Source organism: Undibacterium sp. Di27W, from assembly GCF_049340345.1.
Taxonomy (GTDB): Bacteria; Pseudomonadota; Gammaproteobacteria; order Burkholderiales; family Burkholderiaceae_D; genus Undibacterium.
In genome coordinates, this window is record NZ_JBMPOS010000001.1 from 437,072 (window position 1) to 463,810 (window position 26,739).

27 protein-coding genes and 1 tRNA gene are annotated in these 26,739 nt (G+C 50.0%); 26 read left to right on the forward strand and 2 right to left on the reverse strand.

Annotated elements, in window-relative coordinates; genetic code table 11:
• The first annotated feature begins 29 nt into the window (after positions 1–29).
• From rpsO to ACO0LF_RS02030, 22 genes are all read left to right on the forward strand, one after another.
• Positions 30–299 (forward strand): 30S ribosomal protein S15, encoded by a 270-nt coding sequence (gene rpsO, locus ACO0LF_RS01925; RefSeq protein ID WP_110253976.1) that lies wholly within the window; start codon positions 30–32, stop codon positions 297–299.
• A gap of 225 nt (positions 300–524) precedes the next feature.
• Positions 525–2,660: a polyribonucleotide nucleotidyltransferase gene (pnp, locus tag ACO0LF_RS01930; protein WP_423011402.1), complete on the forward strand. Its 2,136-nt coding sequence runs from the start codon at positions 525–527 to the stop codon at positions 2,658–2,660.
• A 156-nt stretch (positions 2,661–2,816) separates the two neighbouring features.
• Positions 2,817–3,797 (forward strand): NAD(P)H-quinone oxidoreductase, encoded by a 981-nt coding sequence (locus ACO0LF_RS01935; RefSeq protein WP_423012423.1) that lies wholly within the window; start codon positions 2,817–2,819, stop codon positions 3,795–3,797.
• Between the two features lie 190 nt (positions 3,798–3,987).
• Positions 3,988–4,731 carry a triose-phosphate isomerase gene (gene tpiA, locus ACO0LF_RS01940; protein ID WP_423011404.1) on the forward strand — a complete coding sequence of 248 codons (744 nt, stop codon included), beginning with the start codon at positions 3,988–3,990 and terminating at the stop codon, positions 4,729–4,731.
• A 41-nt stretch (positions 4,732–4,772) separates the two neighbouring features.
• The gene (gene secG, locus ACO0LF_RS01945) at positions 4,773–5,168 is read left to right on the forward strand and encodes a preprotein translocase subunit SecG (RefSeq protein ID WP_423011406.1); all 396 of its coding nucleotides are present in this window, start codon (positions 4,773–4,775) and stop codon (positions 5,166–5,168) included.
• Between the two features lie 85 nt (positions 5,169–5,253).
• Positions 5,254–5,338, forward strand: a tRNA-Leu gene (locus tag ACO0LF_RS01950).
• Positions 5,339–5,451: 113 nt separating this feature from the next.
• Positions 5,452–5,811 carry an NADH-quinone oxidoreductase subunit A gene (locus ACO0LF_RS01955; RefSeq protein WP_110253971.1) on the forward strand — a complete coding sequence of 120 codons (360 nt, stop codon included), beginning with the start codon at positions 5,452–5,454 and terminating at the stop codon, positions 5,809–5,811.
• A 6-nt stretch (positions 5,812–5,817) separates the two neighbouring features.
• The gene (locus ACO0LF_RS01960; RefSeq protein WP_423000855.1) at positions 5,818–6,294 is read left to right on the forward strand and encodes a NuoB/complex I 20 kDa subunit family protein; all 477 of its coding nucleotides are present in this window, start codon (positions 5,818–5,820) and stop codon (positions 6,292–6,294) included.
• Between the two features lie 29 nt (positions 6,295–6,323).
• Positions 6,324–6,920, forward strand: coding sequence for an NADH-quinone oxidoreductase subunit C (locus ACO0LF_RS01965; protein WP_423011408.1), 597 nt, complete (start codon positions 6,324–6,326; stop codon positions 6,918–6,920).
• Entirely contained in the window at positions 6,920–8,173 is a 1,254-nt protein-coding gene (locus ACO0LF_RS01970; RefSeq protein ID WP_423011410.1) for an NADH-quinone oxidoreductase subunit D, read from the forward strand. The genes ACO0LF_RS01965 and ACO0LF_RS01970 overlap by 1 nt, the downstream gene beginning before the upstream one ends.
• Before the next feature lie 37 nt (positions 8,174–8,210).
• A complete protein-coding gene (nuoE, locus tag ACO0LF_RS01975) occupies positions 8,211–8,696 on the forward strand; it encodes an NADH-quinone oxidoreductase subunit NuoE (protein ID WP_423000861.1) in 486 nt (161 codons plus the stop codon).
• Positions 8,696–9,991 (forward strand): NADH-quinone oxidoreductase subunit NuoF, encoded by a 1,296-nt coding sequence (nuoF, locus tag ACO0LF_RS01980; RefSeq protein ID WP_423000863.1) that lies wholly within the window; start codon positions 8,696–8,698, stop codon positions 9,989–9,991. Before nuoE ends, nuoF begins: the two co-directional genes overlap by 1 nt.
• A 32-nt stretch (positions 9,992–10,023) precedes the next feature.
• On the forward strand, positions 10,024–12,330 hold the full coding sequence (gene nuoG, locus ACO0LF_RS01985; protein ID WP_423011412.1) for an NADH-quinone oxidoreductase subunit NuoG: 2,307 nt from the start codon (positions 10,024–10,026) through the stop codon (positions 12,328–12,330).
• Positions 12,330–13,388, forward strand: a complete 1,059-nt coding sequence (nuoH, locus tag ACO0LF_RS01990) for an NADH-quinone oxidoreductase subunit NuoH (protein WP_423011414.1) — start codon at positions 12,330–12,332, stop codon at positions 13,386–13,388. Before nuoG ends, nuoH begins: the two co-directional genes overlap by 1 nt.
• Positions 13,389–13,400: 12 nt before the next feature.
• A complete protein-coding gene (gene nuoI / locus ACO0LF_RS01995) occupies positions 13,401–13,889 on the forward strand; it encodes an NADH-quinone oxidoreductase subunit NuoI (protein ID WP_110253963.1) in 489 nt (162 codons plus the stop codon).
• Between the two features lie 16 nt (positions 13,890–13,905).
• Positions 13,906–14,553 (forward strand): NADH-quinone oxidoreductase subunit J, encoded by a 648-nt coding sequence (locus tag ACO0LF_RS02000; protein ID WP_423012425.1) that lies wholly within the window; start codon positions 13,906–13,908, stop codon positions 14,551–14,553.
• The gene (gene nuoK, locus ACO0LF_RS02005) at positions 14,554–14,868 is read left to right on the forward strand and encodes an NADH-quinone oxidoreductase subunit NuoK (protein ID WP_162041807.1); all 315 of its coding nucleotides are present in this window, start codon (positions 14,554–14,556) and stop codon (positions 14,866–14,868) included.
• 105 nt (positions 14,869–14,973) lie between these two features.
• Positions 14,974–17,061, forward strand: coding sequence for an NADH-quinone oxidoreductase subunit L (gene nuoL / locus ACO0LF_RS02010; protein ID WP_423011416.1), 2,088 nt, complete (start codon positions 14,974–14,976; stop codon positions 17,059–17,061).
• Between the two features lie 26 nt (positions 17,062–17,087).
• Entirely contained in the window at positions 17,088–18,581 is a 1,494-nt protein-coding gene (locus tag ACO0LF_RS02015; RefSeq protein WP_423012427.1) for an NADH-quinone oxidoreductase subunit M, read from the forward strand.
• 72 nt (positions 18,582–18,653) lie between these two features.
• Complete coding sequence (gene nuoN / locus ACO0LF_RS02020) at positions 18,654–20,138, forward strand: NADH-quinone oxidoreductase subunit NuoN (protein WP_423011418.1); 1,485 nt, start codon at positions 18,654–18,656, stop codon at positions 20,136–20,138.
• 11 nt (positions 20,139–20,149) lie between these two features.
• Positions 20,150–20,617: a DUF2818 family protein gene (locus ACO0LF_RS02025; RefSeq protein WP_423011420.1), complete on the forward strand. Its 468-nt coding sequence runs from the start codon at positions 20,150–20,152 to the stop codon at positions 20,615–20,617.
• Positions 20,610–21,176, forward strand: a complete 567-nt coding sequence (locus ACO0LF_RS02030) for an NUDIX domain-containing protein (RefSeq protein WP_422950379.1) — start codon at positions 20,610–20,612, stop codon at positions 21,174–21,176. The genes ACO0LF_RS02025 and ACO0LF_RS02030 overlap by 8 nt, the downstream gene beginning before the upstream one ends.
• A 224-nt stretch (positions 21,177–21,400) precedes the next feature.
• Here ACO0LF_RS02030 and ACO0LF_RS02035 read toward each other — a convergent pair whose 3' ends face one another.
• A complete protein-coding gene (locus ACO0LF_RS02035; RefSeq protein WP_423012429.1) occupies positions 21,401–23,023 on the reverse strand; it encodes an electron transfer flavoprotein-ubiquinone oxidoreductase in 1,623 nt (540 codons plus the stop codon).
• A gap of 341 nt (positions 23,024–23,364) precedes the next feature.
• Between ACO0LF_RS02035 and ACO0LF_RS02040 the strand changes: the two genes are divergently transcribed.
• Both ACO0LF_RS02040 and ACO0LF_RS02045 read left to right on the forward strand, forming a co-directional pair.
• On the forward strand, positions 23,365–24,141 hold the full coding sequence (locus tag ACO0LF_RS02040) for an SDR family oxidoreductase (RefSeq protein ID WP_423011422.1): 777 nt from the start codon (positions 23,365–23,367) through the stop codon (positions 24,139–24,141).
• Positions 24,138–24,599, forward strand: coding sequence for an acyl-CoA thioesterase (locus ACO0LF_RS02045; protein ID WP_423011424.1), 462 nt, complete (start codon positions 24,138–24,140; stop codon positions 24,597–24,599). Before ACO0LF_RS02040 ends, ACO0LF_RS02045 begins: the two co-directional genes overlap by 4 nt.
• A gap of 48 nt (positions 24,600–24,647) precedes the next feature.
• On the opposite strand, the gene ACO0LF_RS02050 is transcribed toward ACO0LF_RS02045, so the two are convergent.
• Complete coding sequence (locus ACO0LF_RS02050; RefSeq protein ID WP_423012431.1) at positions 24,648–25,208, reverse strand: LuxR C-terminal-related transcriptional regulator; 561 nt, start codon at positions 25,206–25,208, stop codon at positions 24,648–24,650.
• Between the two features lie 168 nt (positions 25,209–25,376).
• On the opposite strand from ACO0LF_RS02050, the gene ACO0LF_RS02055 reads away from it, so the two are divergent.
• Together ACO0LF_RS02055 and ACO0LF_RS02060 are read left to right on the forward strand one after the other, a co-directional pair.
• A complete protein-coding gene (locus tag ACO0LF_RS02055; RefSeq protein WP_423011426.1) occupies positions 25,377–26,078 on the forward strand; it encodes a CoA transferase subunit A in 702 nt (233 codons plus the stop codon).
• An 18-nt stretch (positions 26,079–26,096) separates the two neighbouring features.
• Positions 26,097–26,738 (forward strand): CoA transferase subunit B, encoded by a 642-nt coding sequence (locus ACO0LF_RS02060; RefSeq protein ID WP_423011428.1) that lies wholly within the window; start codon positions 26,097–26,099, stop codon positions 26,736–26,738.
• Position 26,739: the final 1 nt, after the last annotated feature.

Here is a 26,739-nt window from a genome sequence, read left to right on the forward strand (position 1 = left end):
ACTATTGTTATCGCATGTTAAGGAAAATCATGTCTATCGAAAAAAATGCAAAAGCCGCTATCGTAGCGGACAATGCCCGTGGTCAAAACGACACAGGCTCTCCTGAAGTGCAAGTTGCTCTGTTGACTGCACGTATCAATGATCTGAATGGTCACTTCAAAGCACACTCTAAAGATCACCACTCACGTCGTGGTTTGATCATGATGGTTAACCGTCGTAAGAGTCTGTTGTCTTACCTGAAAGGTAAAGACTTGAATCGCTATCGCTCACTGATCGAAAAACTCGGCTTGCGTAAGTAATTCTTGCTGAATTTAGCAAAAGATTTGTAGCAAAAAGCCTGCGTCAGTTCACTGTCGCAGGCTTTTTGTCCATCTAGAGTTTTGGTTTCATCTAGTTTTATCCAGTTTTAGCCCGGTTTTTGATGTAAATATTGAAAAACAGGCAAAAAGCAGTCCAGGCGGATTGCTCGTGGTGAGGTGAACGACAGCGCCTGAAAATCTGTCGGCAAATAGAAAGGACACATTGTGTTTAATAAAATTACTAAAACCTTCCAATATGGTCAGCACCAGGTAACACTGGAAACCGGCGAAATCGCTCGCCAGGCATCGGGTGCAGTCCTGGTATCCATAGAAGATACCGTTGTACTGGCAACCGTTGTTGCCAAGAAAGATGCAAAACCAGGTCAGGATTTCTTTCCCCTGACCGTGGACTACATGGAAAAAACTTACGCAGCCGGCCGCATTCCTGGCGGTTTCTTCAAGCGTGAAGGTCGTCCATCAGAAAAAGAAACACTGACTTCCCGTTTGATTGATCGCCCAATTCGCCCTCTGTTCCCAGAAGGCTATCTGAATGAAGTTCAGGTCATCATCCATGTATTGTCCGTCAATCCAGAGATCGATCCTGATATCGCTGCCATGATCGGTGCTTCTGCAGCGATTTCTGTTGCTGGCATCCCATTCAGTGGCCCAGTTGGCGCAGCACGTGTAGGCTATATTGATGGCCAATATGTGCTGAACCCAACTGCAACTCAACTGAAACAATCCAAGCTGGATCTGGTTGTTGCTGGTACTGAGCAAGCTGTATTGATGGTTGAGTCTGAAGCGCAGCAATTGTCCGAAGAAATCATGCTTGGCGCAGTTGTTTACGGCCACACGCAAATGAAAGCTGTGATCGATGCGATCCATGAACTGGTACGTGACGGTGGCAAGCCTGAAGTGCAATGGGCGCCTGCTGCAAAAAATGAGCCACTGATCGCTGCTGTTACAGCAGTGGCAGAGCCTCTGTTGCGCACTGCGTATCAAACTAAAGAAAAACAGGCGCGTACTGAACAATTGAAGGCGGCAACGTCTACAGTTGCTGCGGCACTGGCTGAGCAAGCTGCTGCCAAAGGCGAAGCTGCTCCTGATTCATCTGAAGTTGGCAATATCCTGTTTGATCTGGAAGCGAAAATCGTTCGCTCCCAAATCCTGGAAGGCGAGCCACGCATCGATGGTCGTGATACACGCACTGTGCGTCCTATCACTATCCGCACTGGCGTTTTGCCACGTACGCATGGCACAGCCCTGTTCACGCGCGGTGAAACTCAGGCTTTGGTGATTGCTACTCTGGGTACGGCCCGTGACGAGCAAAAAATTGATGCGTTGATGGGTGAATACTCTGACCGCTTCATGCTGCATTACAATATGCCTCCGTTCGCTACTGGCGAAACAGGCCGTGTTGGCACGCCTAAGCGTCGTGAAATCGGTCATGGCCGTTTGGCTAAACGTGCATTGCAAGCTGCTTTGCCTGATCCAGAAGATTTCAGCTACTCAGTCCGTCTGGTATCCGAAATTACAGAATCCAATGGTTCTTCTTCCATGGCTTCCGTCTGCGGCGGCTGCCTGGCTTTGATGGATGCTGGCGTGCCTATGAAAGCGCATGTTGCCGGTATCGCCATGGGCCTGATCAAGGATGGCAACAAGTTTGCTGTTCTGACAGACATCCTGGGTGATGAAGATCACCTCGGTGACATGGACTTTAAAGTAGCTGGTACTGCAGAAGGCATCACTGCCCTGCAAATGGATATCAAAATCCAGGGTATCACTAAAGAAATCATGCAAGTCGCTCTGGCGCAAGCCAAAGAGGGTCGTATCCATATCCTGGGTAAAATGCAAGAGGCAGTACCAGTCGGTAAAACCGAATTGTCTGACTTCGCTCCACGCCTGATCACGATCAAGATCAACCCTGAAAAAATCCGTGATGTTATCGGTAAGGGTGGTGCAGTGATCCGTGCTCTGACAGAAGAAACAGGCACGCAAATCGACATCAGCGATGAAGGCGTAGTCACTATCGCTTCTGTTGATGCAGCAGCTGGCCAGGAAGCCAAGCGCCGTATCGAAGAGCTGACGGCAGAAGTTGAAGTTGGCAAGATCTACGAAGGTACAGTATTGAAATTGCTGGACTTCGGCGCGATCGTGCAAATCATGCCAGGTAAAGATGGTTTGCTGCACATCAGCCAGATCGCCAATGAGCGCGTGAATGCAGTTGCTGACTACCTCAAAGAAGGTCAGCAAGTACGTGTAAAAGTACTGGAAACTGATGACCGTGGTCGCTTCAAGTTGTCGATGAAAGCAGCAGCTTCTGAATCTGAAGCTCAGCCACAGCAACAACAGCAGCAGTAATAAATTCTCAGCCCGGGAGCCCGTCGACACCAAATCCGACGCTCTCCTTGTCCCTGAGAGTTGAAAAACGCCCGTCTTGCACGGGCGTTTTTTTATTGGCTTACAATTGTGGCTGATAAGGCTGTACTCACCCAGAGGCTGACGATGAAAACAGAAATGCGCGCAATAGAAATTACCCAATATGGCAAACCTGAAGTCTTGCAGATTTGTAGCAGGCCCGTGCCAGTGCCGGGCAAGGGTGAATTATTGATCAAGGTTAGTGCGGCTGGTGTGAATCGCCCCGATGTTTTGCAGCGCCTTGGTTTTTATCCCGTGCCACCTGGTGCATCCGATTTACCGGGTCTGGAAGTGGCGGGTGAGGTGGTTGGTGGTGAGCTGCAGGGTAGTGGTTTTGAGTTGGGTGATCATGTTTGCGCTCTGGTGCAGGGTGGTGGATATGCTGAGTATTGCGCAGCACCTGCGGGACAGTGTTTGAAGCTGCCTGCCGGTTTGTCCTTAATGGAGGCAGCCTCGCTGCCGGAAACTTATTTTACGGTCTGGAGTAATGTATTTCAGCGCGCGCACCTGTCACCTGGCGAAAGCTTGCTGGTGCAGGGCGGCACCTCGGGTATCGGTGTGGCAGCAATACAAATTGCCAGGGCCCTGGGTCATAGAGTGTTTGCTACAGCGGGATCGGATGAAAAATGCAGGGCGACAGAAAAGCTGGGCGCAGAGCGCGGCATTAATTACAAGACTGAAAATTTCGTTGATGTCATCAAGGAATTAACGGTTGGTAAAGGGGTGGATGTCATTCTCGACATGGTGGCTGGCTCCTATGTGCCAAAAGAAATCAATTGCCTGGCAGATGATGGGCGTTTGGCCATTATTGCCCTGCTTGGCGGTAACTCGGCGGAGCTTGATCTGGGGCAGGTCTTGCGCAGGCGCCTGACGGTGACGGGATCGACCTTGCGTCCGCGTTCCGTCGCTTTCAAGGCGAAAATCGCTGCAGAGTTGCAGCAGCACGTTTGGCCCTTGCTGGCATCCCGGCAGATCGTGCCGGTCATACATCAGGTTTTTCCGCTGGAGCAGGCGGCTCAGGCTCATGCCATGATGGAGGAGGGGGCGCATATAGGTAAGATCATGCTGGCTTTGGATTAAGTTTGCGTCTTAAAATTTCAGATGTTGTTTTTTAACTAAATACTGCGATAACTCTTTACGTTGTTATATTGTTCATATATCTGATGTAATTATGTCTTTGAGGCAAATCTTGGTGTAAAACTGGTCTTGCTGGTTTGACCCTGCTTGCGCCGGAGGCTACAATAGACGGTTATTTATATTTTGGCCCACTATGCGACGTACCTTAATAGCCGGTAACTGGAAGATGAACGGTAGTTTTGCTGCCAACCGTACATTGTTGTCTGAAATCAAAGCGGGTTTGCCTGCCAATGTGCAGTGCGATGTATTGGTTTGTGCTCCTGCGCCGTATTTTGCGCAATGTGCAGAATTGCTCGATGGTACGGCTGTCACCTGGGGGGCGCAAGATGTGTCTGTGCATGCACATGGTGCTTATACGGGCGAGATTTCTGCGGCAATGTTGCAAGACTGCGCGTGTAAATATGCAATCGTTGGACATTCCGAGCGTCGCGCTTATCACGCTGAAACAAATGAGCTGGTGGCGCATAAAGCCCAGCAATTGTTGAAGCATGGTGTTTTGCCTATAGTCTGTGTGGGTGAGACTCTGGAGCAGCGTGAGAGTGGTCAAACCAATGCAGTCGTTGCTGCGCAGTTGATTGCAGTCCTGGATGTGCTGGATAGCCTGAGTGGTGTGGTGATTGCCTATGAGCCTGTATGGGCTATCGGTACGGGTAAAACAGCAACACCGGAAATGGCGCAAGAGGTGCATCATTTCCTGCGTCAGCAAGTAGCTGCTCGTGATGTCGCTGCGGCAGAAAAAGTACAGATTTTGTATGGTGGTAGCATGAAGCCGGAAAATGCCAGGGAGTTATTGGCAATGCCCGATATTGATGGTGGTTTGATTGGCGGTGCTGCACTGAAGTCGCAAGATTTTCTCGTGATTATTGCTGCCAGTTGATTGATTTATTGTAGTACTTAATTTTTTCTTGGATGTTTTGAATGCAAACTTTACATACGTTGGTCATTATTGTTCAGATTCTGTCGGCATTGGCAATTATTGGCCTGGTGTTGTTGCAGCACGGTAAAGGTGCTGACATGGGGGCGTCTTTCGGTTCCGGTGCTTCTGGTAGTCTGTTTGGTGCAACAGGGTCCTCCAATTTCCTGTCCAAGGCGACAGGTGTTGCTGCTGCAATATTTTTTGCAGCGACGCTGGGGTTGGCAGTGTTTAGTTCTGGTGCTCGCAAGCCTTCTGGTGGTGTGATGGAAGGTGTTACTACTGTGACCCAGCCTGCTGCCGCCAGTGTGCCGGCATCTGCTCCTGCAGCGGCTTCTGCTGCAACTGCAGCATCCGCACCAGCGTCCGCCGCTGGTCAAGCGGGTCAGATTCCAAAATAATTTGATCTTGCTCAGCAAAAAACGTTGAATTGCTGCAATTGCGCGTTGAACAATGAGGCTATACATAGTAGAATGCTGGGCTTAAGCCGACGTGGTGAAATTGGTAGACACGCTATCTTGAGGGGGTAGTGGCGAAAGCTGTACGAGTTCGAGTCTCGTCGTCGGCACCAAAAAAAATAGGGTCAGTTTTCTTTGCTGGCCCGGTCGAGGAAGCTTTATTTCTTGTGGTTTGATCTTAAGAAATAAATGCTTCAATCTGGCATTCAATTACAGGTAGCCTAACGTGAACCTCGAAAATTATTTCCCAGTTCTTCTCTTTATTCTGGTTGGTATCGCCGTTGGTGTGGTGCCGCAAATTCTGGGGCGTGTTCTTGCTCCCTATAAACCAGATTCACAAAAAAATTCTGCTTACGAATGCGGTTTTGAGGCATTCGAAGATGCGCGCATGAAGTTTGATGTGCGTTATTACCTGGTAGCGATTTTGTTTATTTTGTTTGACCTGGAAACGGCATTCTTCTTCCCTTGGGGAGTAGCAATGCGTGATCTGGGCTGGACAGGTTTTCTGATTATGCTCGGCTTCGTGCTCGAGTTTGGCGTTGGATTTTGGTACATCTGGAAAAAAGGCGCTCTGGATTGGGAGTGATGGATTATGGCAATTGAAGGTGTATTCAACGAGAGCTTTGTAACGACGACCGCTGACAAGCTGATCAACTGGACGCGCACTGGTTCCATGTGGCCTATGACTTTTGGTCTGGCCTGCTGTGCGGTAGAGATGATGCACGCTGGCGCATCACGCTACGATCTGGATCGCTTTGGTGTGGTTTTTCGTCCGTCTCCGCGTCAGTCTGACGTCATGATTGTTGCTGGTACGCTGTGCAACAAGATGGCGCCTGCATTGCGCAAGGTGTATGACCAGATGGCAGAGCCGCGCTGGGTTATTTCCATGGGTTCTTGCGCTAATGGCGGTGGTTACTACCATTATTCGTATTCTGTGGTTCGTGGTTGCGATCGTATTGTGCCTGTTGATATTTATGTGCCAGGTTGCCCGCCAACCGCTGAGGCGCTGATGTACGGCATCATACAGTTGCAAAACAAGATCAAACGTACCAATACCATTGCTCGTTAATTGCGGCCTCGCTGGAGCAACATTAAATTATGACTACCAAACTGGAAAACCTTGAGACGGCAGTAAAGAATGTCCTGGGTGAGCGTATTCTGGATTTGAAGAATGCGCTGGGTGAAATTACTATCGTGGTTTCTGCAGCTGCTTATCTGGATGTGATGCGCAGCTTGCGCGATCATGCAGAAACCAGTTTTGAAGAATTGATCGACCTTTGCGGTGTTGATTATTCTGCCTATGGCGATGGCTTGTGGGAAGGCGCGCGTTATGCTGCTGTTTCCCATCTGTTGTCGATCAAGCATAACTGGCGTTTGCGTGTGCGCGTATTTGCGCCGGATGACGAAATGCCAGTCGTGCCTTCGTTGATCGATATCTGGAATGCCGCCAACTGGTATGAGCGTGAAGCTTTCGATCTGCTTGGTATCCTGTTTGATGGTCACAATGACTTGCGTCGTATCCTGACTGACTATGGCTTTATCGGTCACCCATTCCGTAAAGACTTTCCAGTTTCTGGCTATGTTGAAATGCGTTATGACGCAGATCAAAAGCGCGTCGTTTACCAGCCTGTCACGATAGAGCCACGCGAAAATGTGCCGCGTGTGATTCGTGAAGAAAATTACGGGATGAAATAATGGCTGAGATTAAGAATTACACCCTGAACTTTGGTCCTCAGCATCCTGCTGCGCACGGTGTGTTGCGCCTGGTGCTGGAGCTTGATGGTGAAGTGATACAACGTGCTGATCCGCACATTGGTCTCTTGCATCGTGGGACTGAAAAGCTGGCTGAGCAAAAAACTTTCCTGCAATCCGTGCCTTACATGGATCGTCTCGACTATGTATCCATGATGGCCAATGAGCACGCCTATGTCATGGCCATAGAAAAGATGCTGGGTCTGGAAGTGCCTTTACGTGCGCAGTACATTCGCGTCATGTTTGATGAAATCACGCGCCTGCTGAACCACTTGCTGTGGATAGGTGCGCATGCGCTGGACGTGGGTGCGATGGCAGTGTTCCTGTACGCGTTCCGCGAGCGTGAAGATCTGATGGATTGCTATGAAGCAGTCTCAGGCGCACGTTTGCATGCAGCTTACTATCGCCCAGGTGGTGTGTACCGTGACTTGCCGGATCAAATGCCGCAATTCACTATATCGGCCTTGAAGAATGAAAAAGCGATGAAGTTGCTGAATGAAAACCGTCAGGGTTCCCTGCTGGATTTCATTGAAGACTTCACCAACCGTTTCCCGAAATATGTCGACGAATACGAAACACTGCTGACTGATAACCGTATCTGGAAGCAACGCCTGGTAGGTATTGGTGTGGTGTCGCCAGAGCGTGCCATGGCCATGGGTTTTAGTGGTCCTATGTTGCGTGGTTCTGGTATTGAGTGGGATTTGCGCAAGAAGCAGCCGTATGAAGTCTATGACTTGCTGGATTTTGATATCCCAGTCGGCGTTAATGGCGACAGTTATGACCGTTATCTGGTGCGCGTGGAAGAAATGCGCCAGTCCAACCGCATCATCAAACAATGCGTAGAGTGGCTGAGAAATAACCAGGGCCCGGTAATTACTGATAACCACAAGGTTGCGCCACCGCATCGCGTGAACATGAAGTCGAATATGGAAGAGCTCATACATCACTTCAAGCTGTTCACCGAAGGTTTCCATGTTCCTGCTGGCGAAGCTTATGCCGCAGTTGAGCATCCAAAAGGTGAGTTTGGTATTTACTTGATGTCCGATGGCGCTAACAAGCCTTATCGTCTGAAAATCCGTGCGCCAGGTTTCGCGCATTTGCAGGGTTTGGATGAAATGGCAAAAGGTCACATGATTGCTGATGCGGTAACGATCATCGGTACTCAGGATATTGTGTTTGGTGAGATTGACAGATAAAGCGGCGCCCTGAGGGCGTCGAATCGAGGCATTAGCTATGGTGTTATCAGAGCAGGCATTTAAAAAAATTGATCGTGAACTTGCAAAGTTCCCGGCTGACCAGCGCCAGTCCGCTGTGATGGCCGCATTGGCTATTGCCCAGGATGAAACTGGCTGGGTATCCCCGGAAGTTATGCAGACGCTGGCTGACTACATCGGCATGCCCGCTGTAGCAGTGCAGGAAGTCGCGACTTTCTACAATATGTACAACACCAAGCCGGTGGGCAAGTTCAAGATTTCAGTATGTACCAATCTGCCTTGCGCCTTGTCTGGTGGCGAACGTGCAGCTCATCACCTCAAGCAAAGGCTTGGTATTGATTACAGGGAAACCACGGCCGATGGCCAGTTCACCCTGGTAGAAGGTGAATGCATGGGTGCTTGCGGCGATGCGCCTGTCATGCTGGTTAATAACAAGCGCATGTGCAGTTTCATGTCGAATGAAAAAATTGACGGTCTGGTCAATGAATTGAAAGAGGGTAAATAATGACGAGTCTGCATAATCGCCATATTAAGCCTTTAATATTGGCTGGTCTGGATGGTAAAAACTGGCATCTGCAAGATTACGTAGCACGTGGTGGCTATGAATCCTTGAAGCGTATCCTCAATGACAAAATCCCTCCTGAGCAAGTGATTGCTGAGTTGAAGGCTTCGTCCTTGCGTGGTCGCGGTGGTGCGGGTTTTCCTACTGGTTTGAAGTGGAGCTTCATGCCGCGTCAATTCCCTGGTCAAAAATATCTGGTCTGTAATACAGATGAGGGCGAGCCTGGTACATTCAAGGATCGTGACATCATTCGTTATAACCCGCATGCCCTGATCGAAGGCATGGCCATAGGCGCTTACGCCATGGGCATCACCGTGGGTTACAACTACATCCACGGCGAGATTTTTGCTGACTACGATCGTTTCGAAGAAGCGCTGGAAGAAGCACGTGCAGCCAATATGCTGGGCGACAAGATTGCTGGTTCCGACTTCAACTTCCAGTTGCATGCTTTCCACGGCTACGGTGCGTATATCTGCGGCGAAGAAACAGCCTTGCTGGAATCGCTGGAAGGCAAGAAAGGGCAGCCACGCTTCAAACCTCCTTTCCCGGCCAGCTTTGGTTTATACGGCAAGCCAACCACGATCAATAACACCGAGACATTTGCTGCTGTACCTTTCGTGTTTGCCATGGGCGGCGAAAAATACGCTGCGCTGGGTAAGCCAAATAATGGCGGCACCAAGATTTTCTCCATGTCTGGCGACGTAGCAAAACCTGGTAATTACGAAGTACCTATGGGTACACCATTTGCCACCTTGCTGGAACTCGCTGGCGGCATGCGTGACGGTAAAAAGATCAAGGCAGTTATCCCTGGTGGTTCTTCCATGCCGGTATTGACTGGTGATGTGATGATGGCGACCGACATGGACTATGACTCCATTGCCAAGGCCGGTTCCATGCTGGGTTCTGGTGCAGTTATCGTCATGGATGAAACACGCTGCATGGTGAAATCATTGTTGCGCCTGTCTTATTTCTATTTTGAAGAATCCTGCGGTCAGTGCACACCTTGCCGTGAAGGTACCGGCTGGTTGTATCGCATGGTGCACAGGATAGAACATGGCCATGGTCGTCCAGATGATCTGGATATGCTGAACTCCATCGCTGACAATATCCAGGGCAAGACAATTTGCGCTCTAGGCGATGCAGCAGCGATGCCGGTACGCGCCATGATCAAGAATTTCCGCGAAGAATTTGAATATCACATCGAGCATAAGCATTGCTTGGTGCCCACTTACATGTAAGCCAGCTTCGGTTAGCACACTTAGAGTAGACCATGGTTGAAATCGAAATAGACGGCAAAAAAGTCGAAGTCCAAGAGGGCAGTATGGTAATGGATGCTGCCAATAAGCTTGGCACCTACATTCCGCACTTTTGCTATCACAAAAAATTATCTATTGCGGCTAACTGCCGCATGTGTCTGGTCGAGGTTGAAAAAGCACCGAAGCCTTTGCCTGCCTGCGCCACACCTGTGACAGCGGGCATGATCGTCCGTTCGTCCAGCGACAAGGCAGTAAAAGCACAAAAAGCAGTGATGGAATTTTTGCTCATCAATCACCCGCTGGATTGCCCTATCTGCGATCAGGGCGGCGAATGCCAATTGCAGGATCTGGCTGTTGGTTATGGTGGCACTGCATCCCGTTACGATGAAGAAAAACGCGTGGTATTCCACAAGGACGTAGGTCCTCTGGTGTCCATGGAAGAAATGAGCCGCTGTATACACTGTACGCGCTGCGTTCGTTTTGGCCAGGAAATCGCTGGCGTCATGGAACTGGGCATGCTCAACCGTGGCGAACATTCTGAAATCACTTCCTTCGTCGGTAAGACAGTTGATTCAGAATTGTCAGGGAATATGATAGATCTGTGCCCAGTCGGCGCACTGACATCCAAGCCTTTCCGTTATTCTGCCCGTACCTGGGAATTGTCACGTCGTAAATCTGTCAGTGCCCATGATGGCCTGGGTTCCAACCTGATTGTTCAGGTCAAGAACAACAAGGTCATGCGCGTAGTGCCGCTTGAAAACGAAGAAATCAATGAATGCTGGATTTCTGACAAAGACCGTTTCTCTTACGAAGCACTGAACAGCACAGAACGCCTGACCAAGCCCATGATCAAGCAGGGCGGTGAATGGCAGGAAACTGACTGGCAGACAGCGCTCGAATATGTCGCGCATGGTCTGCGTAACGTCAAGCATGAACATGGCGCAGATGCGATCGCTGCGGTTGCCGCACCTAGCTCCACCCTGGAAGAACTGACACTGCTGCAACGCGTAGTGCGTGGCCTGGGTTCTGATAATGTTGATTTCCGCCTGCGTCAGTCTGACTTCGCTTTGAATTCTTCTGTCAAGCCTTGGCTGGGTACCAGCATCGCCAGGTTTGGTCAGTTGAAAAATGTTTTCGTTATCGGTTCCTTCCTGCGTAAGGACCATCCTTTGCTGGCAGCGCGTCTGCGTCAATCAGTAAAAATGGGTGCCAAACTCAGTATCCTGCATGCGACCAATGATGAATTGCTCATCAAGCTGGCCAACAATGCAGTAGTCGCACCTTCTCTGTGGACAGCGTTCCTGGCTGAAGTTGCAGTTGCTATCGCAGCTAAAAAAGAAATCGCCAAACCAGCTGGTTTTGAGGCTGTGCAAGCATCTGCCAAAGCAGAAGCGATTGCCGCCAGCCTGCTGGCTGGCAATGCAGGCGTGTTCCTGGGTAACACAGCTTCTTATCATCCAGAAGCATCGCAATTGCATGCGCTGGCACAATGGATAGCTGAAAACGCAGCTACTGAATTTGGTTATCTGACAGAAGCAGCAAACACTGTTGGCGGCTACCTGGCAAATGCCATCCCTGCCAATAATGCCAAGCCAGTCTTCACTGAAGCGAAAAAAGCCTACATCGTTTTGCACGCCGAGCCTTTGCTTGACAGCGCGCATCCAGTACAAGCCAAGGCGGCTTTGGACAATGCTGAAATGGTCGTCGTCATGTCGCCATTCAAGCATGGCGCTGAATATGCTGACGTTTTGCTGCCAGTTTCTCCTTACACAGAGACATCCGGTACTTTCGTGAATTGCGAAGGCCGTGCACAAAGTTTCCATGGCGTCGTCAAGCCTCTGGGCGATACTCGTCCAGCATGGAAAGTCTTGCGCGTACTCGGCAATTTGCTGGGCCTGGATAATTTTGATTTTGAGACAGCAGAAGCGGTGCGTGCAACAGTATTGACGCAAGCTGACCTGACTACGCAATTGAATAATCTGGCAAAACTGGCTCCGGCAGTTCCTGCTAATGCAGCTGCTGGCATGGAACGTATTGCTGACGTTGGTATCTACAGTACAGACGCTATCGTACGCCGTGCGGAATCTCTGCAACTGACAGCCGATGCGCGTGCACCGCAAGCATGGATCAGCTCTGCTGATGCCAGCAAACTGGGTATTGCCGAAGGTGACATGGTGAGACTGAGTAAAACAGGTTCTACCCTGATACCTGTGGGAATCGATCAATCTCTGCCTGAGAATGTAGTCAGGATTGCTGCGGGCCACACCCTGACAAGTAATCTGGACGGCATGTTCGGTGCGATCAAACTGGAGCGTGCATAATGAATTTGCTGCTCTCTATTTTCAATTGGGTATGGGAATTCATTCATATTCCTTTAATTTGGAATTTGATCAAGATCGTCTGCATCACATTGCCAGTAATGGGTTGTGTTGCCTACCTGACCTTGTGGGAACGCAAGATGATAGGCTGGATGCACATCCGTCTTGGCCCTAACCGCGTAGGTCCGGCAGGCTTGTTGCAGCCTATCGCCGATGCGCTGAAGCTGCTGCTCAAAGAAATCGTCATTCCGGCCAAGGCCAATAAAGTCTTGTTCGTGCTGGCACCTATCATGACCATCATGCCGGCGCTGGCAGCATGGTCGGTGATTCCTTTCGGCCCTGAAACTGTATTGGCGAACGTCAATGCCGGTTTGCTGCTGATCATGGCGATTACTTCCATGGAAGTCTACGGCATCATTATCGCCGGTTGGGCATCTAACTCCAAGTATGCTTTCCTCGGTGCCATGCGTGCTTCTGCACAGATGGTGTCCTATGAAATCGCCATGGGCTTCGTGCTGGTCATCGTGCTGATGGTATCCGGCAGCCTGAACATGACCGACATCGTGAATGCCCAGACCAAGGGTTTTGCAGCCAGCCATGGTTTCAATCTGTTCTCCTGGAACTGGTTGCCGTTGCTGCCTATGTTCGTGGTGTATGTGATTTCCGGTATTGCTGAAACCAACCGTCATCCGTTTGACGTGATTGAGGGTGAGTCCGAGATCGTTGCCGGTCATATGGTTGAGTACTCTGGTATGTCTTTCGCCATGTTCTTCCTGGCTGAATACGCCAACATGATTTTGATCTCTGCCATGGCATCTTTGATGTTCCTCGGCGGCTGGTCTGCACCGTTCAGCTTCCTGGATTTCATCCCTGGCTGGATCTGGCTCGGTATCAAGACTTTTGTTGTGGTTTCCATGTTCATCTGGGCACGCGCATCTTTCCCACGCTATCGCTATGACCAGATCATGCGCCTGGGCTGGAAAGTATTTATCCCGCTTACCCTGGTGTATCTGGTGATCGTCGCAGCATGGATGCAAACTCCATGGAATATTTGGAAGTAAGAGGCTAAAAAAATGGAAGCAATCAAGGATTTTTTTGGCAGCCTGATGCTGCGCGAACTGATCAAGGGCCTGGCCCTGACAGGCCGCTATATGTTCGCCCGCAAGATCACGGTGCAATTTCCTGAGGAAAAAACACCGCAGTCCCCACGTTTTCGTGGTCTGCATGCCTTGCGCCGCTACCCGAATGGGGAAGAGCGCTGCATCGCCTGTAAATTGTGTGAAGCAGTCTGCCCGGCAATGGCTATCACGATCGAATCTGATCAACGTGCCGACGGCAGCCGCCGTACTACCCGTTATGACATCGACCTGACCAAGTGCATCTTCTGCGGTTTCTGTGAAGAATCCTGCCCGGTCGATTCCATCGTGGAAACCCATGTGCTGGAATATCACGGTGAAAAACGCGGCGATCTGTATTTCACCAAAGAGATGTTGCTGGCTGTAGGTGATCGTTACGAGACACAAATTGCAGCAGCGCGTGCCGCTGATGCCACATACCGCTAACTGGACCTGGTTCGATATGGAATTTACTACCGTTTTATTTTATGTTTTCGCAGCGATCATGATAGTCGCTGCGATCCAGGTGATTTCTGCACGCAACCCTGTGCATGCCGCCTTGTTTCTGGTACTGACCTTCTTCAATGCCGCGGGTATCTGGTTGCTGTTGAAGGCTGAGTTCCTGGCTATCGTGCTGGTGCTGGTGTATGTCGGTGCGGTCATGGTCTTGTTCCTGTTTGTGGTGATGATGCTGGATATCAATCTCGACAAATTGAGAGAAGGTTTCTGGAGCCATTTCCCGGTTGCTGCGGCAGTTGGCGTCATCATCGTGCTGGAAATGTCTGCAGTGTTGCTGCGTGGCTTTTTGCGCCCGGACAATCATGTGCCAGCAGCAGCTGACAAGATAGGCAATACCAAATACCTGGGCATGGAGATTTTCACGCATTACCAGTTTGCCTTTGAAATTGCTGCGGCCATTTTGTTGCTGGCTATTGTTGCTGCAGTGGCCCTGACTTTGCGTCGTCGTAAAGACAGTAAATATTTTGATCCTGCTGCTGCGGTTAAAGTGAAAGCCAAGGACCGTATCCGTATCGTCAGCATGAAAGCTGAATCCGAACGCGCCCAGAATAATGCCACTGCTGCGGCAGCTACTGTGAATCCGGAGGCTTAAATGGCTTTGACTTTGAGTTTGACGCACTACCTGATTTTGGGCGCAATCCTGTTTGCGATCTCCATCGTCGGTATTTTCCTCAACCGTAAAAACATCATCGTCTTGCTGATGGCGATTGAATTGATGTTGTTGGCCGTGAATATCAATTTCATCGCGTTCTCCCATTATCTGGGTGATGCAGCAGGGCAGGTATTCGTGTTCTTCATACTAACGGTTGCTGCTGCTGAGTCAGCGATAGGTCTGGCGATCCTGGTGGTGCTGTTCCGTAATCTGGACACCATCAATGTCGAAGATCTGGATGCATTAAAAGGTTAATCAGTTTAATGGTGCGGATTGTCGCCTGCTGCGACAGGCGGGTAGTCCGGTAGTCCGGTATGGGCTGGCGATTTAGAAAAGTAATAAAGCTAACAAAGGGTCATCATGGCGGGGCAACTTAACCCACAATTATTATTGGCAGTACCACTGGCGCCCCTGGTTGGGTCTGCTATTGCAGGTCTGCTAGGAACGAAGTTTTTTGGCAATGTGGTTGGCCGCAAGGTATCGCATACAGTCACCATACTTGGTGTGTTGATTGCATTGATCATCTCTTGCATGACCTTGTCTGCCGTGCTGGATGGCGCAACGTATAACGAGACCCTGTATCAATGGATGAAGGTTGGTAACATGAAGCTGGAAGTCGGCTTCATGGTAGACAGCCTGACAGCGATGATGATGTGCGTTGTGACCTTTGTGTCACTGATGGTGCATATCTACACCATAGGCTATATGGCAGAAGACGAAGGTTATAACCGCTTCTTCTCGTATATTTCCTTGTTTACCTTTGCCATGCTGATGCTGGTCATGAGTAACAACTTCCTGCAATTGTTCTTTGGCTGGGAAGCTGTGGGTCTGGTGTCTTATTTGCTGATTGGTTTCTGGTACACCAAACCAACGGCAATCTACGCCAACATGAAAGCCTTTCTGGTTAACCGTGTCGGTGACTTTGGTTTCATCCTGGGCATAGGCTTGTTGGTCGCCAATACTGGCTCCATGAACTATGTTGAAGTATTCGCCAAGAAAAATGAATTGGCAGCCATGCTGTTGCCGCATACAGACTGGATGCTGATTACGGTTGCCTGTATCTGCCTGTTCATCGGCGCGATGGGTAAATCTGCGCAGTTCCCTCTGCATGTCTGGTTGCCAGATTCCATGGAAGGCCCAACCCCGATCTCTGCACTGATCCACGCGGCGACCATGGTTACTGCTGGTATCTTCATGGTGTCACGCATGTCACCATTGTTTGAATTGTCTGATACTGCCTTGTCCTTCATTCTGGTGATAGGTGCGATTACTGCGCTGTTCATGGGTTTCATGGGCATCATCCAGAACGATATCAAGCGCGTAGTGGCTTACTCTACATTGTCGCAATTGGGTTATATGACCGTGGCACTGGGTGCTTCTGCTTACTCGGTTGCAGTATTCCATTTGATGACGCATGCTTTCTTTAAAGCCCTGTTGTTCCTGGGTGCGGGTTCCGTGATTATCGGTATGCATCATGATCAGGATATCCGCAACATGGGTGGCTTGAGGAAGTACATGCCGATTACCTGGCTGACATCTCTGGCTGGTTCGCTGGCATTGATAGGTACGCCTTTCCTGTCTGGTTTCTATTCCAAAGACAGTATTATCGAAGCAGTACAGGCCAGTCATTTGCCTGGCGCTGGTTTTGCCCAGTTTGCTGTGCTGGCAGGTGTATTCGTTACGGCTTTCTATTCTTTCCGTATGTATTTCCTGGTCTTCCATGGCAAGGAAAACTTTGGCAAGGCACATGCACATGATCACCACGATGATCATAAAAAAGCGCATAAGGATGCACGCAAAGACGACCACCATGCTGCTGATGATCATCATGACGATCATCACCATGGTTTGGCTCCGGGTCAAAAACCGCATGAGTCACCTTTAGTTGTCTGGTTGCCTCTGGTTCTGTTGGCGATTCCTTCGCTGTTCATCGGTGCGATTGCAATTGAGCCTATGTTGTTTGGTGGCTTCTTCAAGAACGTGATTTTTGTCAATGAAGCGCATCATGCAATGGAAGAATTGCATCACGAATTCCATGGTGCTGGCGCAATGGGTCTGCATTCCTTCATGACGCCACCGTTCTGGCTGGCATTGGCAGGTGTGGTAGTGGCGTATGTGTTCTACATGGTCAAGCCTGAAATACCGGCCAGGATCAAGAGTACTTTCATGCCACTTTACACTTTGCTCGACAACAAGTACTACATGGATCGTTTCAACGAGATCGTGTTTGCCGGTGGCGCACGCATGCTCGGTGGCGGTTTGTGGAATATCGGCGACAAAGGCATCATCGATGGCCTGGTAGTTAACGGCAGCGCGAAACTGGTTGGCTGGGTCTCCAAATTGATACGTCATTTGCAGAGTGGTTATATCTATCACTATGCATTTGTGATGATACTCGGCGTGATGGGTTTCCTGGCTTACACAGTGCTGTTTCCCTTTGCTAAATAAGTGACCACGGCTATAAAAAGATAATTATTATGCAGTCAACTTCTACTCTACTTAGCCTTTCGATCTGGTTACCGATAGCTTTCGGTATCTTCATACTGGCTTTTGGCCGCGATAACAATAATGCATTGGTACGCGGTGTGGCCCTGATAGGCTCGATTTGCAGTTTCATCGTCACACTGCCTTTGATCAAGCTTTTTGACAATACTGCGCATGGCATGCAGTTTGTCGAAAAACATAGCTGGATAGAACGCTTCAATGTGTTCTATGCCCTGGGTATAGACGGTATCTCTTTGTGGCTGGTACCTTTGACTGCCTTCATCACGGTGATCGTCGTGATCGCAGCATGGGAAGTCATAGAAAAGCAAGTCTCCCAATACATGGGTGCTTTCCTGATCTTGTCTGGCTTGATGATAGGCGTGTTCTGCGCAACTGATGGCATGTTGTTCTATGTCTTCTTTGAAGCGACGCTGATCCCTATGTATATCATCGTCGGTGTCTGGGGTGGCCCGAACCGCGTGTATGCTGCGTTCAAGTTCTTCCTGTACACCTTGATGGGCTCTTTGTTGACGCTGATTGCCATCATCTACCTGTACCTGAAAGCCGGTCATTCCTTTGATATCCTGGTATGGCATAAACTGCCTTTGCCACTGAGCACCCAGATCATGATTTTCTGCGCCTTCCTGATGGCGTTTGCAGTCAAGGTGCCAATGTGGCCAGTACATACCTGGTTGCCAGATGCCCACGTAGAAGCGCCTACTGGTGGTTCTGTCGTGTTGGCAGCGATCATGTTGAAACTGGGTGCTTATGGTTTCCTGCGTTTCTCTCTGCCTATAGCACCTGATGCCAGCCATTACATGGCAGGTTTCATGATCACACTGTCGCTGATCGCCGTTATTTACATCGGTCTGGTGGCACTGGTGCAAAAGGATATGAAAAAGCTGGTGGCGTATTCTTCGATTGCACATATGGGCTTCGTGACACTGGGTTTCTTCATGTTCAACGACATGTCAGTGCAGGGCGCTATCGTACAAATGATTTCCCATGGCTTTATCTCTGGCGCGATGTTCCTGTGCATCGGTGTCTTGTATGACCGTGTACACTCCCGTGAAATTGCTGACTACGGTGGCGTGGTCAATAAAATGCCGAAGTTTGCTGCCTTGTTCGTGTTGTTCTCCATGGCTAACTGCGGCTTGCCTGCAACTTCCGGTTTCGTCGGCGAGTTCATGGTGATCCTGGGTGCGGTACAGTTCAATTTCTGGATAGGTATGCTGGCAGCAACAGCGCTGATCTTTGGTGCGGCTTACTCTTTGTGGATGGTTAAGCGCGTGGTCTTCGGCAATATCACGAATGAACATGTAGCCCATCTGACCGACATCAATAAACGTGAATTCTTCATGCTGGGCGTGTTGGCGATAGCGGTACTGGTAATGGGTTTGTATCCAGCACCATTTACAGATGCGATGCAGGTTTCAGTCTCTGATCTGTTGCAACATGTGGCAGTTCCTAAGCTGACACCCTGACCGGGAATTTGGATAAGCAAGCCACGCAGTTTGCCTGGGGCAAGCGTGGCAGCAGATCAATGCTAGTAAAAAATGAATAATATGAACCTGATACCACTTTATCCTGAAATCTTTTTGCTGTTGGCCATCTGCGCCATCTTGCTGACAGATATGTTTTTGCCTGACAGCAAACGCAATGTCACTTATGCCTTGAGCATATTGGCATTGACGGTCTGTGGTGTCTTGACGGTAGCACTCGCTGAACCAGTGAAGTCTGAGTATGTCAGTAACAATATGTTTGTTTCTGATCCCATGTCCGTGCTGCTGAAATTGTTCTCTTACATTGCTGTGGGCATGACCCTGATCTACTCCCGTCAGTATGTCAGTGACCGTGCCATGACGAATACGCATCTTGGCGGCGAATACTATGTCCTGGCCTTGTTTGCCTTGCTGGGCCAGATGGTGATGATTTCCGGTAATAACTTCCTGGTGATTTACCTGGGCCTGGAATTGATGTCCCTGTCTTTGTATGCCCTGGTTGCCTTGCGTCGTGAACATACTGTATCTACCGAAGCGGCGATGAAGTATTTCATCCTCGGTGCTCTGGCTTCCGGTTTCATGTTGTATGGTATTTCCATGTTGTACGGTGCTACCGGTTCCCTGCAATTGAATGAAGTCGTCAAAGTCACTGCGACAGCGACAGCGAACAAGACTATTCTGGTTTTCGGTATCGTTTTCCTGGTTGCCGGCCTTGCCTTCAAACTGGGTGTCGTGCCTTTCCATATGTGGGTGCCTGACGTTTATCAGGGCGCACCGACTGCGGTGACTTTATTGCTGGGCGGCGCTCCTAAACTGGCAGCGTTTGCGATTACTTTCCGTTTGCTGGTTGAGGGACTGTTCCCGCTAGCGGTCGATTGGCAACAAATGCTGGTGGTGTTGGCAGTCTTGTCGATGGCGATAGGTAACCTGACGGCGATTGCGCAAACCAATTTGAAGCGTATGTTGGCTTATTCCACCATTTCGCAAATGGGTTTCATGTTGCTGGGCTTGTTGTCTGGCGTGGCGAATGGCAATGCGGATCTGGCGGTAGATGCCTACAGCTCTTCCATGTTCTATAGCATTACCTATGTGTTGACCACGCTGGGCACTTTCGGCATTATCATGTTGCTGGCACGCTCGGGTTTTGAGGCGGAAAACCTCGATGACCTGAAAGGCTTGAACAAGCGCAACCCATGGTTTGCCTTCATCATGCTGTTATTGATGTTCTCGCTGGCTGGTATCCCACCTATGATGGGCTTCTACGCCAAACTGTCGGTCTTGCAGGCTGTACTGTCCAGCGGTAAATTGTGGCTGGCCCTGGTTGCCGTGGCATTCTCACTGATTGGTACTTTCTATTACCTGCGCATCGTCAAACTGATGTATTTTGATGAACCACTGGATCACAGCCCTATTGCTGCCAGCACGGATATGCGCATGGTCTTGAGTGTCAATGGTTTGCTGGTACTGGTTTTGGGTCTCATGCCTGGCTCCTTGATGACAGCCTGTGTGAACGCCATTTCCAATACACTTAAATACTGATACGGCCAGCAGTGGGTAATTCTGCATCAACCTGGTTGATCATCGTGTTGGCAGTTTTGGCTGCCAACCTGCCTTTCTTGAATGAGCGCTGCTTTGGCATCATTGCTTTGCAGCGCTTTGCATTCCTCAAATCTATTTTCTCCCGTGCTCCTGAGCTCATATCGATAGTTGATGTGGCTGGTACAGATTCACGCTCAGATGGCCTGGTATTTTCCTCCAGCGACGATTTAATAAAAAAGCAGGTGCAGACTGAAGTTTCTGGAGGCGCACCCTTACCAATTGTAAAATCACTGTGGTTGCGCCTTTTTGAATTGATTGTGCTGTATTTCTGCGTCGGTGGCATTGCTTTTGTCCTTGAGTCAGCGGCAGGTAATCGTTTCCCGCAAGCCTGGGAATTCTATGTCATCAATGCCTGCCTGTTCCTGGTACTGGCTTTCCCTGGTTTCGTATACCGCTACCTGAAGCGCAATCATGGCTGAAAAAATTACCAGCAAGCTGGATCTGCAAGAAAACAAGATCAGCAGCGAGCTGGTGTATGAGGGCAGTTTTCTGAAGGTCGATAAAGATGTCGTGTCCTTGCCTGATGGACAGACAGCGACCCGTGAATACATACGTCATCCTGGTGCCGTGGTTATCATTCCCCTGTTTGATGATGGACGCATCCTGCTGGAAAAGCAGTTTCGCTATCCCTTACATCAAGTCTTCATAGAATTCCCGGCTGGTAAAATCGATGCAGGTGAAGACCCCTTGCTCTGCGCCCAGCGCGAGTTACGTGAAGAAACCGGCTACACCGCCAGCGACTGGTCTTTCGTCTGCACCATTCACAACGCCATCGCCTATTCAGACGAACACCTGGATATCTACCTGGCCAAGGGTTTAACGGCAGGGCAGGCCGCCCTCGATGAAGAAGAATTCCTCGAAGTATTCACCGCCACACTGCCAGAAATGCTGGACTGGATAAAATCCGGCCAGATCACCGACGTAAAAACCGTCATAGGCACATTCTGGCTGGAGAAAATCCTGGCTGGTAAGTGGTGATTGCAAATCAGAGCCACAAAAAATCTTGAAAACGAAAAAGCCGCTTATCGCGGCTTTTTCGTTTGCTTTGTCATCCATATGTCTGTGTCATGAGGTGCTGAGTAAGCGTAGCGAGCGGGGCTAGTTTGAGTTAAGAAGCGCAGTCGTACGAAGGTACGGCGACGAATCTGCAAAAACAGCAGGCTCAAAATCGCCCCGCGCAGTAGCTTAATCAGTACCTCATGTTACATGTTTGGATAATTAGGTCCTCCCCCCCCTTCAGGCGTCACCCAGACGATATTCTGTGTCGGATCCTTGATATCGCAAGTCTTGCAATGCACGCAGTTTTGCGCATTGATTTGCAGGCGGTCTGCGCCTTCTTCAGTTTTCACGAATTCATACACACCCGCCGGGCAATAACGTGCTTCCGGGCCAGCGAATTTAGCCAGATTGACCGAAACTGGAACATCAGCATTTTTTAAGGTCAGATGAATAGGCTGATCTTCTGCGTGATTGGTATTCGAGATAAACACTGAGGACAAACGATCAAATGTCAGCTTGCCATCAGGCTTGGGGTAAACAATAGGCTTGCATTCAGATGCTGGGCGCAGGCATTCATGGTCGGCCTTGCTGTGATGCAGCGTCCATGGTGCCTTGCCACGCAAGACCACCTGGTCCAGCCATACCAGCGGTGAGCCGTAAGTGCCACGCTTGAGCAGGGGCTTGACATTGCGTGCGGTGTACAACTCTTCATGCAGCCAGGATTGTTCAAATGCTGTTGAATAAGCACTCAGTTCATCATGCTGACGATTGGCAGATACGGCTTCAAAGGCGGCTGTTGCTGCCAGCATGCCAGTCTTGATGGCGGCATGGCTACCTTTGATACGGCTCATGTTCAGGAAGCCAGCGTCACAGCCTATCAATGCACCGCCAGGGAACACCAGTTTAGGTAAGGATTGCAAGCCACCAGCTGTGATAGCACGTGCGCCATAAGAAATACGTTTGCCGCCTTCAAAGAAGGTACGGATAGCAGGGTGGGTCTTGAAGCGCTGGAATTCTTCGTAAGGTGACAGATACGGATTTTCATACGCCAGGCCAACCACATAGCCAACTGCCACCAGATTATCTTCCAGGTGATACAGGAAAGAACCACTGTACTGATCCATCAATGGCCAGCCAGTCGTATGCACGACCAGACCTTGCTTGTGTTGCTTGGGATCGATTTCCCACAATTCCTTGATACCTATGCCATAGGATTGCGGGTCTTTGCCCTTGTTCAAATCATATTTGGCGATGACTTGCTTGCCCAGATGGCCGCGTGCGCCCTCGGCAAACAGGGTGTACTTTGCATGCAACTCCATGCCGAGCTGAAAAGCCGAGGTGGGTTGGCCATGGCGGTCTACGCCCATATTGCCGGTGGCAACACCTTTGACTGAGCCGTCATCGTTATACAAGACTTCTGCTGCGGCAAAACCGGGGAATACTTCTACTCCCAGCGCTTCGGCCTGCTGGCCCAGCCAGCGCGTCACATTGGCCAGCGAAACGATGTAGTTGCCGTGATTTTCGAAACAGGCTGGCAGCATCCAGTTAGGCGTGCGGTAGGCTTTGCTCTCGGTCAGGACCAGGACGCGGTCTTCTGTGACTTCGGTATTCAGTGGCGCGCCCATTTCCTTCCAGTTAGGAAAGAGTTCAGTCAGTGCTTTTGGGTCCATGACTGCGCCAGACAGGATGTGCGCGCCAGGTTCACCGCCTTTTTCCAGTACACAAACAGATACTTCCGCCCCTTTTTCTGCCGCAAGTTGCTTGATCTTGATGGCGGCTGACAGGCCAGCGGGTCCGCCACCGACGACGACGACGTCATATTCCATTGCGTCGCGAGGACCGTACTGTTCAAGTATGCTTTGTGTCATGGCTATTTTCACTTTCTGAAGATTTTCGAACGAACGTGCTTATTTGCTGTCAGCATGTTATCTGCTGTGAATGTATTGCGCAAGCGAGGAGGGGCTCGAATTTTTATTGTTGTGGATATCTAAAATACACAGAATTATCGCAGAGCCAACTTTGGTATGCATCAAGATCGTGCAAAATAGCAGGAAAATTTCTGTAAAAATTTCCAAGTAACTCAAATCCATACAACACAAGCATAATCAGTATGTCATCATAGAGGTTATAGATTAGTGAATTTATTCCAAATATTGCGGAGAATCAGATGGGCATAGAAGTTAATTTCGAAGGCAAGATTGCATTGGTAACTGGTGCTTCCAGTGGTCTTGGCGCACGATTTGCAAAAATTCTGGCACAGGCTGGCGCGCAGGTCGTGCTGGCATCACGCCGCATAGACAGGCTCAAGGAATTGCGTGCTGAAATCGAATCTGAAGGTGGTGCTGCCCATGTGGTCGCTCTGGATGTCACAGATTATGGCAGCATCAAGTCTGCAATTGCCCATGCCGAGACCGAGGCAGGCCCTATCGACATCCTCATCAATAATTCAGGTGTGTCTACCACGCAACGCCTGGTTGACGTGACACCGGATGATTATGCCTATGTCATGGACACCAATCAGCGTGGAGCCTTTTTTGTGGCGCAGGAAGCAGCCAAGCGCATGATTGCCCGTCACAAGGGTGATCCAAAAAAACAGCATCGCATCATCAATATTGCTTCGGTAGCTGGTCTGCGTGTATTGCCACAAATAGGCATTTACTGCATGAGTAAAGCAGCGGTCATCCATATGACCAAGGCCATGGCGGTAGAGTGGGGCAAGTATGGCATTAATGTGAATGCAATTTGCCCGGGTTATATTTCCACTGAAATCAATTCAGATTATTTTTCTACAGACGCGGGTCAAAAGCTGGTCGACATGTTGCCTAGAAAACGCGTAGGCGCGCCAGAAGATCTGGATGGTCTGCTGCTCTTGCTGGCTGCTGAAGAATCACGTTTCCTCAACGGTGCCATCGTCACGGCAGATGATGGTATGAGCGTGCAATGATAGAGAATAAGGTTACGGAAAAGAAGCTGGTCTATACCGTCACCATTCCTATCCGATGGGGCGATATGGATGCCATGGGCCATGTCAACAATACTGTGTACTTTCGTTATATGGAACAGGCGCGCATTGAGTGGCTGAGCATGATGGGTTGTCTGCCGGATGCAAACGGCAATGGCCCTGTCATCGTCAATGCCTATTGCACCTTCAAGAAGCCCCTGAAATATCCAGGGCAGGTGGAAGTCTGTACTTATATCGGCGCAGCAGGCCGCAGCAGTTTTGAAACCATGCAGGAAATGCGCTCAGTCGGTGATGGTTATGCTCTGTATGCAGAGGGAGGTGCCAAAGTTGTCTGGGTCTCTGCCGAGACTGGCAAGTCCGAGGCTTTGCCAGAAGCGATCAAGCAAAAGCTGAGTGAAATCAAGGTCGTAAAACGTAAAGCCAGGGCTGTTAAGGTATAAGTTTAACTTTAACTTGTTCAACAAGTTTGATGTCACCTGCAGCAAGGCTCAGCGCATGATGCCCAGCAACTTGTGCACCAGTTCGCTGGAAGTTGCAGAATTGAACTTGCGCATGAGTTTGGCCCTGTGCATTTCCACGGTTCGTGGGCTGAGGTCTATCTGGCGGGCGATCAGTTTGCTGGTCTTGCCTTCTACCAGCAGGGCCGCAATTTCACGTTCACGCGGTGTCAGTTCTGCGGTGACAGGGCGTTTTGCGCTGAGATCCTCAAAAGTCCAGATGCCAGCTGCGTGTGGATTGTCCTTATTCAAGCCACGGCCAGAAACATGGCACCAGAACAGCTCCTGGCTGGCGCGTTTCATGATGCGTTCGTCAGAGTAATAACCCTTGGCATTCATGATGGGGGTGATGCGTGCACCGGTACGTTCAAACTCGTCAGGACTAGGGTAAAGTACCAGGAAAGACTGGCCCAGTAATTCATTTTTTTGATAGCCAAACATTTTTGCCAGATCATCATTACAGGCCTGGATAATGCGATTCTGCGACACACACATGCCAACAGGGGCATGTTGAAAGATGGATTCAAAATCGATGGGCTGTACGACATTCATTTCTGCGGTCCACTGACAGGTTTGTAGTAAAGGCGTATTTTTACGGTATTGCGCAGTATAACGCAGCATCATATCCTGTAAGGCTAATGATTTGTAGGGCGCTTTGCTGCATTTGCAGAGGCCATTTGACAAAAGAAATATCGTTTTACAACCTGGAGAGGGGACAATATGGACAAAGTTTATCCTGACGCAGCCAGTGCTCTGGCTGGCATTATCAAGGACGGCCAGACTATCGCGGTAGGCGGTTTTGGTCTGTGTGGCATACCAGAGGCACTGATCGCTGCCTTGCGCGATTCTGGTGTTAAAGACCTGACGGCAATTTCAAATAATGCCGGTGTTGACGGCTTTGGTCTGGGTCAGTTGTTGACCACCCGCCAGATCAAGAAAATGATTTCATCCTATGTGGGCGAAAATAAGGAGTTCGAGCGCCAATACCTGGCTGGCGAACTGGAACTGGAATTCACGCCTCAAGGTACGCTGGCAGAAAAGCTGCGCGCTGGCGGTGCCGGCATCCCGGCTTTCTTCACCAAGACTGGCGTAGGTACTATCGTTGCCGATGGTAAGGAAATCCGCGAATTTGATGGCCAAAAATATGTGATGGAACGTGCACTGGTATCCGACGTATCCCTGGTCAAAGCCTGGAAAGCCGACAAGGCAGGTAACCTGGTGTATCGCAAGACAGCGCGCAACTTTAATCCCAATGTGGCAATGGCAGGCAAGATCACCGTGGTCGAGGTTGAAGTGTTGGTGGAAATTGGTGAACTGGACCCGGATGAAGTTCACACACCAGGCATTTTCGTGCAGCGCATCGTCGTCAATGCGACGCCAGAAAAACGTATAGAACAGCGTACCGTACGCCCATCGAATTAAGATAGCAGGAGACAAGACATGGCATGGAATCGTGATGAAATGGCTGCGCGCGCAGCTCAAGAATTGCAAGACGGCTTTTACGTCAACCTGGGCATAGGCTTGCCGACCATGGTTGCCAATCATGTGCCGCAAGGCATGGAAGTCTGGTTGCAGTCAGAAAACGGTTTGTTGGGCATAGGCCCCTTCCCGACGGAAGAAGAAGTTGATCCCGACATGATTAACGCTGGCAAGCAAACGGTAACAACCTTGCCTGGTTCATCCATCTTCAGCTCGGCCGACTCTTTCGCCATGATACGTGGCGGCAAGATCAACCTGGCTATTCTGGGTGCGATGCAGGTGAGCGAGCAAGGCGATCTGGCTAACTGGATGATACCTGGCAAGATGGTCAAAGGTATGGGTGGGGCCATGGACCTGGTGGCAGGCGTAGGCCGTGTCGTGGTCTTGATGGAGCATGTCGCCAAGGGCGATGCCCATAAAATACTGAAGGCCTGCAATTTGCCATTGACAGGTGTGGGTGTGGTGAATCGCATCATCACTGACCTGGGCGTGATTGATGTTACTCCTGCTGGTTTGAAACTGGTGGAGCTCGCAAACGGCGTCAGCAAAGAAGAAATCATCGCCAAGACAGAAGCGGCACTGGATGTCAGCGCTGTTGTCTGAG